At 62.6% G+C, this 13,572-nt stretch carries 14 protein-coding genes and 1 riboswitch; of the genes, 11 read left to right on the top strand and 3 right to left on the bottom strand.

Going from position 1 to position 13,572, the window contains the following annotated elements; all coding sequences use genetic code 11:
- Positions 1-2 precede the first annotated feature (2 nt).
- The 8 genes from SB822_RS49540 to SB822_RS49505 all read left to right on the top strand — a co-directional run bounded on the left by SB822_RS49540 (position 3) and on the right by SB822_RS49505 (position 8,206).
- On the top strand, positions 3-2,000 hold the full coding sequence (locus tag SB822_RS49540; protein ID WP_410858166.1) for a sigma-54-dependent Fis family transcriptional regulator: 1,998 nt from the start codon (positions 3-5) through the stop codon (positions 1,998-2,000).
- A 181-nt stretch (positions 2,001-2,181) separates the two neighbouring features.
- A complete protein-coding gene (pqqA, locus tag SB822_RS49535; RefSeq protein ID WP_006410019.1) occupies positions 2,182-2,256 on the top strand; it encodes a pyrroloquinoline quinone precursor peptide PqqA in 75 nt (24 codons plus the stop codon).
- A gap of 111 nt (positions 2,257-2,367) precedes the next feature.
- Entirely contained in the window at positions 2,368-2,649 is a 282-nt protein-coding gene (gene pqqD, locus SB822_RS49530) for a pyrroloquinoline quinone biosynthesis peptide chaperone PqqD (protein WP_007580317.1), read from the top strand.
- 39 nt (positions 2,650-2,688) lie between these two features.
- Positions 2,689-2,880: a flagellar motor protein MotA gene (locus tag SB822_RS49525; protein ID WP_079490775.1), complete on the top strand. Its 192-nt coding sequence runs from the start codon at positions 2,689-2,691 to the stop codon at positions 2,878-2,880.
- A gap of 580 nt (positions 2,881-3,460) precedes the next feature.
- Positions 3,461-5,188, top strand: coding sequence for a methanol/ethanol family PQQ-dependent dehydrogenase (locus SB822_RS49520; protein ID WP_079490772.1), 1,728 nt, complete (start codon positions 3,461-3,463; stop codon positions 5,186-5,188).
- 19 nt (positions 5,189-5,207) lie between these two features.
- Positions 5,208-6,443: a c-type cytochrome gene (locus tag SB822_RS49515; protein WP_007580325.1), complete on the top strand. Its 1,236-nt coding sequence runs from the start codon at positions 5,208-5,210 to the stop codon at positions 6,441-6,443.
- 290 nt (positions 6,444-6,733) lie between these two features.
- Positions 6,734-7,612, top strand: coding sequence for a hypothetical protein (locus SB822_RS49510; protein ID WP_007580327.1), 879 nt, complete (start codon positions 6,734-6,736; stop codon positions 7,610-7,612).
- A gap of 153 nt (positions 7,613-7,765) precedes the next feature.
- Positions 7,766-8,206 carry a zinc-finger-containing protein gene (locus SB822_RS49505; protein ID WP_079490770.1) on the top strand — a complete coding sequence of 147 codons (441 nt, stop codon included), beginning with the start codon at positions 7,766-7,768 and terminating at the stop codon, positions 8,204-8,206.
- 24 nt (positions 8,207-8,230) lie between these two features.
- Here SB822_RS49505 and SB822_RS49500 read toward each other — a convergent pair whose 3' ends face one another.
- Complete coding sequence (locus SB822_RS49500; protein WP_079502123.1) at positions 8,231-8,914, bottom strand: DNA-3-methyladenine glycosylase I; 684 nt, start codon at positions 8,912-8,914, stop codon at positions 8,231-8,233.
- A gap of 303 nt (positions 8,915-9,217) precedes the next feature.
- Here SB822_RS49500 and msrB point away from each other — a divergent pair, with 303 nt between their 5' ends.
- Positions 9,218-9,670 carry a peptide-methionine (R)-S-oxide reductase MsrB gene (gene msrB / locus SB822_RS49495; protein WP_007580332.1) on the top strand — a complete coding sequence of 151 codons (453 nt, stop codon included), beginning with the start codon at positions 9,218-9,220 and terminating at the stop codon, positions 9,668-9,670.
- 65 nt (positions 9,671-9,735) lie between these two features.
- Here msrB and SB822_RS49490 read toward each other — a convergent pair whose 3' ends face one another.
- Positions 9,736-10,239, bottom strand: coding sequence for an MOSC domain-containing protein (locus tag SB822_RS49490; protein ID WP_410858165.1), 504 nt, complete (start codon positions 10,237-10,239; stop codon positions 9,736-9,738).
- A gap of 114 nt (positions 10,240-10,353) precedes the next feature.
- On the opposite strand from SB822_RS49490, the gene SB822_RS49485 reads away from it, so the two are divergent.
- Positions 10,354-10,674: a hypothetical protein gene (locus SB822_RS49485; protein ID WP_007580336.1), complete on the top strand. Its 321-nt coding sequence runs from the start codon at positions 10,354-10,356 to the stop codon at positions 10,672-10,674.
- A gap of 52 nt (positions 10,675-10,726) precedes the next feature.
- On the opposite strand, the gene SB822_RS49480 is transcribed toward SB822_RS49485, so the two are convergent.
- Positions 10,727-12,007, bottom strand: a complete 1,281-nt coding sequence (locus SB822_RS49480) for a DUF445 domain-containing protein (protein WP_079490761.1) — start codon at positions 12,005-12,007, stop codon at positions 10,727-10,729.
- Between the two features lie 218 nt (positions 12,008-12,225).
- Positions 12,226-12,329: riboswitch (SAM-I-IV-variant riboswitch) on the top strand.
- A gap of 28 nt (positions 12,330-12,357) precedes the next feature.
- Here SB822_RS49480 and SB822_RS49475 point away from each other — a divergent pair.
- Positions 12,358-12,786, top strand: coding sequence for a DUF3293 domain-containing protein (locus SB822_RS49475; protein WP_086915815.1), 429 nt, complete (start codon positions 12,358-12,360; stop codon positions 12,784-12,786).
- The last annotated feature ends 786 nt before the right edge of the window (positions 12,787-13,572 follow it).

Genomic DNA, 13,572 nt, shown 5'->3' with positions numbered 1-13,572 from the left:
AGATGCGCGACGATGCGAAGACAACCGGATCACTGACAGGCCGGGAGAGCGGCTGGCTCACCCCGTCGATCCAGAAAGCGCACGAGAGGTCGGAAACGTTCGGGCTAAGCGCGGCGATGCGTCCCGACTACGATGTGCTGACGCACGGCGAATTGCGCATGAAGCTCGAACAGAATCTCGTGCTGTGCGCGCACGCCACGCCCGTCATGGAAACGCTGCGCGAGCAGATCGCGAACACGCAAAGCATGATCGTGCTCACCGATGCGCAAGGGCTGATTCTCCATTCGATCGGCGACGACGATTTTCTGCAGCGCGCCGAGAAAGTCGCGCTCATGGCTGGCGCCAACTGGGCCGAGGAACGGCAAGGCACGAATGCGATCGGCACGGCCATCGCCGAGCGCACGGCGACCGTCGTGCACGGCGATCAGCACTATCTCGCCGCTAACCGCTTCCTGACCTGTTCCAGCGTGCCGATCCTCGATCCGTACGGCGATCTGGTCGGCGTGCTCGACGTGACGGGCGACCATCGCGGCTACCATCAGCACACGATGGCGCTCGCGAAGATGTCCGTGCAGATGATCGAAAACCATCTGTTCGCGAACACCTTCCGCAACACGCTGCAAATCGCGTTTCATGGCCGGCCCGAATTTCTGGGCACGTTGATGGAAGGCATCATGGCCTTCACGTGTGACGGGCGCTTTCTGTCCGCGAATCGCAGCGCGCAGTTCCAGGTCGGGCTGCCGCTCGCGGCGATGCGCGCGCATACGCTGTCGTCGCTGTTCGGGCTGACCACGCCGCAGCTGATCGACCGCCTGCGCGCGAGCCAGGGCCATCACATTACGCTCGATCTGAGTAACGGCACGGTCGTGTGCGCGAACGTCGAGTTTCGCCGCCCGACGCTCGGCAGCGAGACTCCATGGCCCGCCGACGCTGCCGCCAACGCGCGGCCCGCCGCTGCGCGCGCGCCGCTAACAAAAGCCGCCTCGCCCGCCAACGCGCCGTCGCGGCTCGACTCGCTCGACACGGGCGACCCGCAGATTTGCGCCGTCGTCGCGAAGGTGCGCAAGGTGCTCGGCAAGGACATCCCCATCCTGATCACGGGCGAGACGGGCACCGGCAAGGAACTGCTCGCGCAGGCCATCCATAACGATTCACCGCGCCGCGCGGGCCCGTTCGTCGCGGTCAACTGCGCATCGATACCCGAAAACCTGATCGAGTCGGAGCTTTTCGGCTACGAAGACGGCGCATTTACGGGCGCGCGGCGCAAAGGCGCGATCGGCAAACTGCTCCAGGCCAACGGCGGCACGCTGTTTCTCGACGAGATCGGCGACATGCCGTATCCGTTACAGGTGAGGCTGCTGCGCGTGTTGCAGGAACGCGTCGTCGATCCCCTCGGCTCCAGCAAGTCGATTCCCGTCGACATCGCGATCATCTGCGCGACGCACCGCAATCTGCGCGAAATGATCGTGCAGAACCGGTTCCGCGAGGACCTGTATTACCGTTTGAACGGTCTCGTCGTCAGACTGCCGCCATTGCGCGAACGCACCGATCTCGCAATCGTCATCGAGCGGATGCTGCAATCGGTACCGTCCGACGAAATCGCAGGCGCGCCGCTCAGCGTCGCGGACGACGTGAAGACGCTGTTCGAGCAATGCGCGTGGCCGGGCAATTTCCGGCAACTCGGCAATCTGCTGCGCACGGCAGCCGCGATGGTCGACGACGATGGGCAAATCCGCCGTGAGCATCTGCCCGACGATTTCTTCGACGATCTGCGCAGCAGTTCAGCACTGGCGGCGCGCGCGGCAGACTACCCATTGCCGCTGCACGACGCGCGGATGCAGGACGTGCAGGCCTCCGCGATTGCGGCGGCTGTCGCGCGGCATAACGGCAACGTGTCGGCGGCGGCGCGCGCTCTCGGCATTTCGCGCAACACCGTCTATCGCAAGATGCCCTCTCTGTGCGCCGCCGATCCGCGAAACAGCGGAGCGAGCGAGAACTAGCACGGTCGTCCGCTGTTGCAGGCTGTTGATTTTTGCAACACCTGTGCTCCGAATGTGGACAGCGTGTTCACTGAGAATCTCTCGCACATCGCGCGAACGCCCTTCGGCATGGAGCTTGCGTTCAACAGCCCCGACCGCAGTTCAACCGCGGTTCTTCGTCAAACCCATCAAGGAGACAGCCATGCAATGGACTACGCCCGCCTACACGGATCTGCGTTTCGGCTTTGAGATCACGATGTATATCGCCAACCGCTGACGTTGCGCCGATGCGCCGCCGCGCGTCGCGTGCGGCGCTTCGACCGCCTTCACGAACGGCTTAGTCCGCTTCGTGACAGGCGCCCGACGCCATTGAACAAGACCTGACGCCATGATGCCGATGCCAGCGAACACCGGTGCGAGCGAGCGCCCGAGGCTGCGTGATCTTTTCCTGCTGCAATGGGAGCCAGTCCAGGACGCGTATGTCCTGCTGTATCCGGAAGGCCTGGTGAAACTCAATCCGAGTGCAGGCGAAATTCTCTCGCGCTGCGACGGCACGCGCGATCTCGACGACATCATCGGCGAGCTCGAAGCGCTCTTCAATGCGTCCGGCCTCGCGACGGATGTGTATCAGTTCATCGATCATGCGCGGCAACGCGGCTGGCTCGATTGACATGCGCGCGCAACCACGGATGAACCTGAGGGCAGCCTCATGTCCGACCTGATGATGTTTCTGATCGTCGGTGGTGTGCTCGGCGTGCTGGCGTTGCTATCCGTCGCCATGTGGATACTGATTCTGCACAAGTCGCACACGGAATGGCGGCTTGCCGCCGACAACTACCGCTTCACGTCGTCGGTCTGGAACGAGACATCCGCGGATACCCCATCACAATCGGCGCGCTAGCGGGCGGAAACACACGCCACATGCCGTCGCAATGCCGGAAGAAGTGAATCGCGACATCGCCTTCGGGACGATGCACGTGGACACGCACATGACAGCGCCGCCCGCTGCTGTCGCATCCGAATCTGGCAAAGCTGACTGTGGACGGCGGCATATGCGCCAGCCATCGCTCGACCATCGCCCGCAAACTGTTCATGACGTTGCACCCGCTGTTTGACGATACGACGCAGCGGCACGATATGTCACCACCGCTCTTCGTCGACATGCAGCGTGCGAGAAGCATGCCATCGAGTACGCGCCATTCATCGTGCGCAACGGGCACACGACACACGTGTGCTGTCACATGCGGCAACAGGTGAGTTGTCCCTTGCTCCACGATGCAACACGTCGCGTGACGCTTCCTGATGGGTGTTAAAAGGACGCCCGCTCACACCGACATACTCCGTGCCGGTTAGCAAGGATAGCCAACCAATGGCATGCGACTTGCCTTTACGACCCCGCAGCCGCCATGCAAGCCAACGATGCTTTGCTGACAGGCGTCGCACGATAACTCACCCACAACGATGTTGGATAGGAGACAACGATGAAGACAAGTCAGGCTTCGGCCACACGGCTCGCGATGCTCGTCGCGGGCGTCGTGGCGGCAATCAGTCTGAGGCCCGCAACGGTAGCCGCCGCGGCCGACTATCCCGCCGTGACCTACGAGCGGCTCACGTCGGCGCAAAGCGATCCGGGCTGGCTCACGTACTACCGCACGTATAACGGCCAGGCGCATTCGCCGCTCAAGCAGATCGACACGTCGAACGTGAAGAACCTGAAGCAGACATGGGCCTACAAGTTTCCTGCGGAGCTTCAGCAAGGCTTCGAAGCGACGCCCATCATCAACGGCCGCTACCTGTTCGTGACGACGCCCAAGGACAACGTCTATGCATTCGATGCCGCCACCGGCAAGCAGTTATGGAAGTACGAACCGAAGCTCGGCGCGGAAGCGTTCAAGAACGCGTGTTGCGATGTCGTGAACCGTGGCGTCGCGCTGTATGGCAAGAACGTGTATGTCGCGATGCTCAATGGCGAAGTGGCCGCGCTCGATGCGCAAACGGGCGCGCTGGTGTGGAAGAAGTCGATGTTCGAGCCGGCCACCGGCTATGCATTCTCGCTCGCGCCGCTGGCGCTCGACGGCTCGATCGTGGTGGGCAGCTCGGGCGGTGAGTATGGCGCGCGAGGGTTCATCGCGGCGCTCGATCCCGAGAACGGCAACGTGCAATGGAAGCGCTACACCGTGCCCGGCGCAAAGGAGCCGGGCGGCAACACGTGGCCCGACGGCACACAGGAGCATGGCGGCGCGCCCGCATGGCTGACGGGCACGTTTGATCCCAGCAGCAAGACGCTCTATTGGGGCGTCGGCAATCCAGGGCCGTGGCTCGCGGATCTTCGCCCGGGCGACAACCTCTATTCGGACTCGCTGCTCGCGCTTGATCCGAAAACGGGCAACCTCAAATGGCACTACCAGTACACGCGTCACGACACGTGGGACTACGACGGCGTCAACACCCCCGTGCTCGCCAACATCAAGTACGAAGGCAAGGACTATGACGCGATCATCCATGCCGACCGCAACGGCTACTTCCATGCGATCGACCGCAGCAACGGCAAGCTGATCTACGCGCGCCCGTTCGTGAAGGCGACTTCCGTCACGGGCTACACCGCCGACGGCAAACCCGTGCAGGACGAATCGAAGTATCCGAAAGCGGGCACGACGATCGAAACCTGCCCGAGCTTCCTCGGCGGCAAGAACTGGTGGTCGGTTTCCTACGACGCGGACAAGCACATCGCGGTCATCCCGACGCTGCATGCGTGCATGTCGCTGTCCGGCAAGTCGGTGACGTACATGGAAGGCTTGCCGTACCTCGGCGAAAGCTTCGAGATCAAGCCCGAGCCGGGCAGCAAGGGATACGGCGAATTGCAGGCCATCGACGTGAATACGGGCAAGAAGCTCTGGAGCCACTGGAGCAAGCTGCCGTGGAACGGCGGCGTGGCCACCACGGCGAGCGGCCTCGCGTTCAGCGGCTCGCTCGATGGGCATCTCTACGCGTTCGACGTCACGAGCGGCAAAGTGCTGTGGCAAAGCCCGAAGCTCGCGAGCGGCATCATTGCGCAGCCGTCCGTGTTCGAGATCGACGGCAAGGAATATGTCGCGGTGCTGGCCGGCTACGGCGGCGCAAATCCGATCTGGGGCGGCCCGATGGCCAAGGCCGCCGACAAGGTGCCGCGCGGCGGAACGCTGTACGTGTTCGCGCTCAACCACTCGTGATCTTTCCGGACGTCCAGACATGAACCATTCTCTCAATCGTATTCCGGCAGCGAGCGTGCTCGCTGCCTGTCTCGCGCTCACGTCGATTCATTCGATGGCGGCTGTGAAGGTTTGCACGTTTCCCGGCAGTCCGTCTGCGGCGCTGGACGAAGCCGTCGCGCGCGACGCGTTTGCGCAGGCAGGCATCGCCGCGACGATCGTCAGGCACGGCATCGGCGAAGGCGACGACGACGGCGTCTCGCTTGGAGAGCTCGACAAGACGCTCGCGCGCGACTGTGACGTGATCGCGGGCTTTCCGCGCTCGAATGTGGCCGATGCTTCTAGCAGCAAGCTGCAGTTCTCGCACGGCTACCTGCGCGCGGGCTATGTGAGCATCGAAGCGCCCGACGCCAATCCGCAAGGCGCGGCGAAGAACACGGTCGCGGCGACCTATGCGAGTCCCGCGCAACTGATCGCCGTGCAGCAGCCGAGCGTCACGCTCGATCTGGAGAACACGTCGGCGTTGACCGTCGAAGCCGTCGCGAAGGGACAGGCGCAGCGCGCGATCGTCTGGTATCCGGCTGTCGTCGCGTATCGTCTTGCGCATCCGCAACAGCGCTTCACTGTCGCCGCCGCGCGTTCGCCCTATGCGGACTGGCAACTCGTGTTCGCATTCGGGCCTCGCACGGTGGCGCTGCGCGAGCGGATCGATGCGGCGCTCGACAAGATGTCGGGCAGTGGGCGGCTCGCTGGCTTGACGCACGACTGGGCGATGCCCGCGCACGCGCTCGACGCAACCGCGCGCGACGACACTGCGCGCTTTCGCGACGGTCCTTCCGCATCGCACGCTGCCGCACAACGCGCGCTGCTGGCGTCGGCGAACGCAGACAGCGCGGGCGGCTTCGTGAAGATCGCCGCCGACGCGGCGGGCGGAACGCCCTCATTCGATCAGGCGCAAGCGACACACGGCAAGACGCTCTATTCGGCGGCATGCGCGAAATGCCACGGCGCGCAGTTGCAGGGCGTGACAGCGCCCGCGCTGCAAGGGCCGGCGTTCGCGCCGGCATCGAATGCGCATCTGACGATTGGCGGCGTGTTCACATACATGTCGACGAACATGCCCGCTGACAAACCAGGCAAGATGAAGGATCAGGATTACGCGGACATCATGGCGTTCCTGCTCTATTCGAATGGTTATCGGGCGAGCGGCGCGAAGATGACGGCCGACAATGCGCGCGCCCTGGCGACGCCACTCAATGCCGGAGCCGGAAAGTGAAGCTTTTGTGATTGCCTGAATCGAATGCGTGGGCCGGAGCGTGACGATCTTCGTCGTCACGCATCCCGCCCACGCGTAGCGTCACTAGCATTACGCAACCGCTTCTTAACATCGCGTCTTCATTGCATCGACGATGCGTATGTGGGCGGCACATACGCCGACTATTTGCATCAGGGCACGCAGGGATGTCCTAACATCATATTGAGTCGGCGCCACGTAGCGACAAGTCGCATTTTCCCGTTTTCCGGCAATCACGACAGGCGCAATCGATTCGCAACCCTGTCATCCCGATGAGACGGTCAGCTTTTCTCCTCGCACTGATCGCTGCGTTGACGGCCGCGACCCTGGTCAGCGCGGCGATCCGTCACGACCCGGATTCCGCCCCGCAGCCTGTCGCGCCCGGCCCGATCGCGGGCACGGCGGAATACGGACAGCGCGACCTCGATCAGCTCTTGCGCAACCACGGCATCGATCCAGATTCGAACAAGGCGCGCATCATTCTCGCGTGGGTGGAGAAGATCCAGCACGACCCCGTCATCGCGTCGGACGCTCACGGTGGCGCGCGGCACGTCGGGGAGATCTTTCTCGACTCCAGAGCGCGCGAAGAATTCATGTCGAACGGTCTTGCGCATCTCACGCCTTCCGACCGTCTTCAGTACGTGAAGCTGTTGACCAAGTTCCTCGACGAGCTGGTGCCCGTCAACTGCTTCGGTCTCCACGATATGCGCGCGGTGATGAACCGCGTCTCGCTGCGCGACATGCCGGATACGGACGTCGATCAGTATTTCGGGCTGCTCTACAAGGTGCTGGTGAACGATGCGTCGAATGCGCCCTTGCCCGCGCCGACACCGCAGCAGTATGCGGCAGCCGAGCGTCAACTCACGCGGACACTGATCGCCGAGCTGCGCGGCGATCAGGTGAATATCGAGCGCTTCACGTTCTATGCGTCCAACCCGACGCTCGCGACACCGTCCGATGTGTGCTGGACGACGAGAGTGACCTTGCACGCGATCATCGCGATGCCGGAGCCGGAGCGCGATGTCGTGCTGCTTCGGACGATGGCGCCGCACAAGCGACAAGACGCGTCGCCGCCAGGACGCCTTGGCACACCAGCGACAACGTTTCCGCCGCCGGCATCGTCGGCGCCTGACGGTGTCCGCGCGCCGTAGCGAAGGGACGGTTGCTTCCCCGCTAGCTCAAACGCCGATAACACCGCACGCAAGCGTTGCCTCTCGTGCGGAAAGCGGCCATTTGGTATCGTTGGGAAAGCCACCCACTGTCGAGCGCTGTATGAAGCAACTGAAACCGGCCGAGGCGCAGCGATGCGCGTAGGCAAACCCGTCAAGGCGCTGCCGCAGCCGCTGTGCGATTACTGCGGCGCGAAAGCCGTGCTCGCGCGCGCGGGCGAAGAGAGCTATCCGTATCGCGACGATCACGGTCCCGTCTGGGTCTGCACGCCATGTCAGGCGTGGATCGGCATTCATGCGCGCAGCACGCGGCATGTGCCGCTCGGACGCCTCGCCGACGCCGCGCTGCGCGATGCGAAGAGCCGCTTGCACGACGCGCTCGAACCGCTCGTCGCCGGCAAGGTGCGGCGCGACGGCGTCAATGCTTTCGAAGCACGCTCGAAAGCGATCCGCTGGGTTGCGACCGAGCTAGGCTTCGATCCGCTGCCCAATTCGATTCACATGCTTTCGCCCGATCAGTGCGAACAGGCGCTGCGCTATGTCGAGGCGTTCATGGCTGCGCGGCGCAGTAGCTGAGGCCGCCGCACGTCGGCGCGTGGGTCAGTCGCGCGGCCACACGCCCGAAGTGCCACGGCGATGACTATCGACGAGATGCGTGTCCACGATGCCCGTCGCTTCCATCAGCGCATGCATCGTCGTCGGTCCGACGAATACGAAGCCGCGCTTGCGCAACGCCTTGCTCAACGCAAGGGATTCCGCCGACGTGGTCGGAATCTCGGCGATCGTTCGCGGCGCGGGTGTCGTGTGCGGTTGGAACGACCAGATCAGCGCGGCGAGGCCGCCCGCTTCGCGCAAGCGGATCGTCGCGGCAGCGTTGGCGATCGTCGCAAGAATCTTTGCCCGGTTGCGAACGATGCGCTCATCGGCCAACAGGCGTTCGATGTCCTTTTCGTCGAACGTTGCGACCACGTCCGGATCGAAGTTGGCGAACGCCTCGCGGAACGCGTCGCGCTTTCGCAAGATGGTCGCCCACGACAGTCCCGACTGAAACGCCTCCAGGCTCAAGCGTTCGAACAGGCCTCGCTCGTCGCGCACGGGCATACCCCATTCGGTGTCGTAGTAATCCTTGAGCAGCGGATCGACGGATGCCCACGGCGGACGGGCGAGACCGTCAGGGCCAATGATCGCGTCGAGCGGTTGCGGCTTCTTCGGACGCGCCGCTTTCTTCGCAGCGGCGTGCGCCTTTTTTGCAGCGGGCTTCGTGGTGGAAGTTGTTTTCTTCATCGTCGGTGCCCATATAGGGCGGTGGGTCGGCGGCATTGTTCCTGAAGCGCGCCTATTGTCGTCTTGCTCGCTGGCCATTCGCAAGCGTCCACGAATGATTCAGCAAATGCATCAATGGCAGCGCACGCGCCAGTGGCGCGCCTGGCGCGCGCCATGCAAGCTGCGGGACATTTGCGTATGCTTGTGCGTATCCACAGTGCCCATATATACGAGTGCCCGTCACCGGCAACGCTGGAAAACGGGCCGTCAGACTCGTGTGGCAAGCGTCAGCGCTCGCCGCGCCTATCAAGGAGAGATTCACACATGCCCGCGTACGAAAAAACACCGGAAGCAGTGGCCCGACTGACCGCCGAACAGCGTCGCGTGACGCAGGAAAGCGGGACGGAACGCCCCTTCTACAATGAGTTCTGGGACAGCAAGGAAGCCGGCTTGTATGTAGACGTGGTTTCCGGAGAGCCGCTTTTCACGTCGATGGACAAGTTCGACAGCGGTTGCGGCTGGCCGAGCTTTACGAAACCCCTCGAGGACGAGCACGTCGTCGAGCTGCGCGACATGAGCCACGGCATGATCCGAACCGAAGTGCGCTCGAAACATGGCGACAGTCACCTTGGTCACGTGTTTCCTGACGGACCGCGCGAAACAGGCGGGCTGCGGTATTGCATCAACTCGGCGTCGCTGCGCTTCATTCCCGTCTCGCGGCTGGAAGAAGAAGGTTACGGGCAATTCCGGAATCTCTTCGAAGTCGCGAAGAAGTAAGCCGATGCGTGACGTGCGTTGGCGCATTGCGCCTCTGCACGTCGCGTTTCACGATATCGAACGCGCTAGTCCACGACGGGCAGCGCTTCGATCACGTCGCCGATCCCGATCGTGCCGCCTTTCACGACGCGCGCCGTAATGCCGCCGAAGCCGCGCACGGCGTTGTATCCGCCCACGCCCAGCACTTCTTCCATACGCGAACACGGGTGACATTCGCCCGTCGTTTGCAGCACGGCATCGCCGATGCGAAATTGCCGGTCTTTCAACGCCATCAGATTGATGCCTTGCGTCACGATGTTGCGGCGCACGTCGATTGCGGCAACATCGCTGCGCCCCAGATGACTTGCGATGCTGCGCAGGCTTTCAGTCTGAATCAGCGTCACCTGACGCGCGCCGGCACGGCTCGCGTAGTGATCACCGACAAGCCCCGCGTCGGCGTCGATCTGCGCCGTCTCCACCACCGACATCGCGACTTTTCGCCGCGGCCGCAAGCCGATCCAGACGACCTTGCCGGGATGAATCGGACCGTTGAGCAGTCGGGCGAGCGGCGATGAAGGGTTGAGCGGCATTGGCGTCCTGCAGGTGCGCGTGGCGTTGATATGAGCGGGTGGGCGTGAGCGCGAGGCTGGGTGTCGGCTGCGCCCGTCTTTATACTATCGCCCATCTGACAACAGGAACCGGAAATGAAACGAGCAGTAGCCGCGGCGGCGCTCGCCGTCTGCCTCGCGCAACCGTCGGCGCCGACGTTCGCGCAGACGGTCGCCGACCAGTGCTTCGCGATCGGCGATATCGCGGGCCAGGTGGCGTCCTGGCGCCGTCACAAGAAAACGAAGCAGCAGGCTTTGACGCAGGCGCAGACTTACTACAAGGATGCATCGGATCGTCAGGCGGTCACGGCCGTCATCGACAGGATTTACAGCGGCGAGGCCATGACGCCAGACCAGGCGAGCATGCTTTTCACGCAGGAATGCGCCCAGCAGAAAAAGCCGACGGCCACGCAATAAACGTGTCCGTGTCCGTGTCCGTGTCCGTGTCCGTGTCCGTGTTCGTGCCGCGCTACCAGAGGTGCAGCCGCACGAGCGCGAAAATCTGCGAGCTTCCATAAAGCAGCAGACCGATGCATCCGCCAACCAACGTCCCGTTGATGCGGATGTATTGCAGGTCTTTGCCGATGTTCAATTCGATCTGCCGCGACATGTCGCGCGAATCCCAGTTCTTGACCGTGTCGCTGATATGGCGCGTCAGATAGCCTGCAAAATCCGGCGCCATCGCGCGCGCCGCTTCTTCCATATGATCGTTCAGCGAGCGGCGCAGCGATTCGTCCCGCGCCAGTTCGCGTCCGACCCATTGCCCCATCGCGGCCACCTTCGCGTGCAGCACGGAATCGTCGCGCTCGAGATCGCGCCGCAACCAGTCGCGCAACTGGCTCCACAGATCTTTCACGTATAGCGCGAGATTCTCGCTTTCTTTCACGTAGCGCTTGATCTCTTCGCCCTTCTGCAGAAATGCGGGATCGGACTTCAGCTTGACGATGAGACGCGCGGTCGCTTCGTCGAACTTGTGGCGCAGCTTGTGATCGGGGTCCTCGCTCACGCGCAACAGCATGTTGTTCACGGTATCCGCGACGACGTTCGCGCCGCTCTCGCCAAGCCATTCGGACGGCATGAGTTTCTGCAGCGTCGGGTATTCGCGCTTGAGCCAGTCGACGATCTGCTCAGCGATGAATTCGCGGACGCCCGGTTCGCGCAGCAATGCCATCAGATGCTCGATGCCTTCGTCGAGCAATTGCTGGTGACGGCCGTCGCGCGTCAACGTGTCGAGGATCGCGCCCGTCGCTTTCGACAGGTCGATCTTGTCGAGCATCGCGTCCAGCGCGTCCTTGATGAAGGTCTGGATGCGCGCGTCGTCCAGCAATTCGAGGATGCCACTCGTCAGCTTGACCACATAGCCGCCCAGGCGCTGCGTATTCTCTTCGACGCACAGCCAGTTTGTGATGCTTTGCGCGGGATCGTGCTTGCGGATCAGGCCGACTATCGATGAATCGTCGAGAAACTTCTCGCGCACGAACAGCGCGAGATTGTCGGCGATCTTGTCCTTGTTCTGCGGGATGATCGCGGTGTGCGCGGCGACGCCGGGAATCGGCACGCGGCGGAACAGCGCGACGACAGCGAACCAGTCGGCGAGCGCGCCGACCATCGCGGCTTCCGCGACGGCCTTGATACCGTCGATCCACAGGCTGCGTTGCATGAAGGCCGTCGCGATGAAGATGCCGGTGGCGACCAGCAGCAGGAGCGTCGCACGAAGCTTGGCTCGTTTGAGTTCGACTTCCTTGTTCATTGAGTAGGTTCGTGTCGGTTCGATTCGCGTTCGGGATGCACGGGGTGTTCCTGCGATGCGTTTGGCTTGCGTGCGGTCAGTCGCACCGTGAGTCGCACCGTGCTCGGTTCATGCGAACGATACGGGTGCGATTTTCGGCGAGCAACCAGTTGTCGTATGCAGATGTGCAGAAGCGGAGTCTGCCGCCTTGACGCTGAATTGGCCACCATGCTCTACTGCCGGTTCATCTTGAATTGGGTCGACGCCCATGCCAACCTGCCCGCCCCGGCAAGGTGGATCGCGAAAGCGGATGTGGCTCAGCAGAGCAACCAAAGGGTGACGCGTCGACCCTCCCACAGCTGGAGGGTTTTTTGTTTTCAGAATCACAGATTCCCCGCGCGACGATCCAGGCTTATCTGGAGACGCACTATCAGGTTCACGGTTCCACGCCGGCCTTGCTGAAGATCGGCGAAGGTAATGCGACGCTAGCTGAGATTCACCGTTTGAACGGCGTGGAGAGCAGCGCGTTTGTGACGGCGTGCAATCCTTTCAGCGAACCGCTCGACGATGCAGCGAATGCTGAGAGGCAGGAGACGCTTGCTGTCGAACTGATGCAGCGTGGGTGGACGTTTATCGAGGGCGTCGGCCAGCACCCTTCCAATGATTGGACCGGTGAAGCTAGTTTTCTTGTGCTGGGGGTGTCTGTTGAAGAGGCTAAGGAGCTTGGCGTGCGGTTTGGGCAGAATGCGATCGTTTGGGCTGGAGGCGATACGGTGCCTCAGTTGATGCTTTTGCGTTAGCGCTCGGGCGCGGCTTTTGGATTTTTATGCCTGGTTGCTGGCCGAGCGGGCTTCCGCTGTATTGAATACGACAGACTACGTATCGGATGATACGGTTTGATCGTTTTCGCTTAGAAAATCAACGAAACCGGTGTTTGGCGCGAAATATCTCGCTTGAAGCATGTAGAAGCGTGGAACATTCGGCGAATGATCAGCTAACTCATTGCATTATAAAGGTTTCTTGACCTGCTTGGTTTTCTTAAGGTTGTTTCACGGTTTCGGCTGCAAGTCTTTGCTGGGAAATACTTTTTGCGCGTAGCGGCGAATTTGGGGCCGTTTTGGGGCTGTAGGCGGGTTTGAGCTTTGGTCTGCTGCTCTGCTATCTCCTGGGAGTCGCGGGCGGCCTGTGGGCCGCATTCTGTAGTGGAGACAGGCTGGTTGCTTTAGGGTCGTCCACCGTTGCGTCGCTGCGAATGATCAATCAGTAAAGCTTATTAATTTCGAGATAGGGCCGCACCGTACGGGTTGGTGACGCCGCCGAAGCTAGGCTTGCGGGCAGGCAGCGCTGTGTCTGCATTCGCGCGCCAGTGGGTCTCAGAGGGTCTCGTTGGGGATAAGGGGCGTCGAGTGATCGAGCGCTCCGGTACTCGTATCTATCTTGGGGATATTCGCCCGCTGCCCGCTGCCGCTGCCGCTGCCGCTGCCGCTGCCGCTGCCGCTGCCGCTGCCCCTGCCCCTGCCCCTGCCCCTGCCCCTGCCCCTGCCCCTGCCCCTGCCCCTGCCCCTGCCCCTGCCCCTGCCCCTGCC

The organism is Paraburkholderia sp. SIMBA_054 (genome assembly GCF_046534875.1).
GTDB classification, from domain to species: domain Bacteria; phylum Pseudomonadota; class Gammaproteobacteria; order Burkholderiales; family Burkholderiaceae; genus Paraburkholderia; species Paraburkholderia hospita.
Note: the sequence above shows the minus strand (reverse complement) of the source record. Positions and strands in the feature narration are given on the sequence as shown.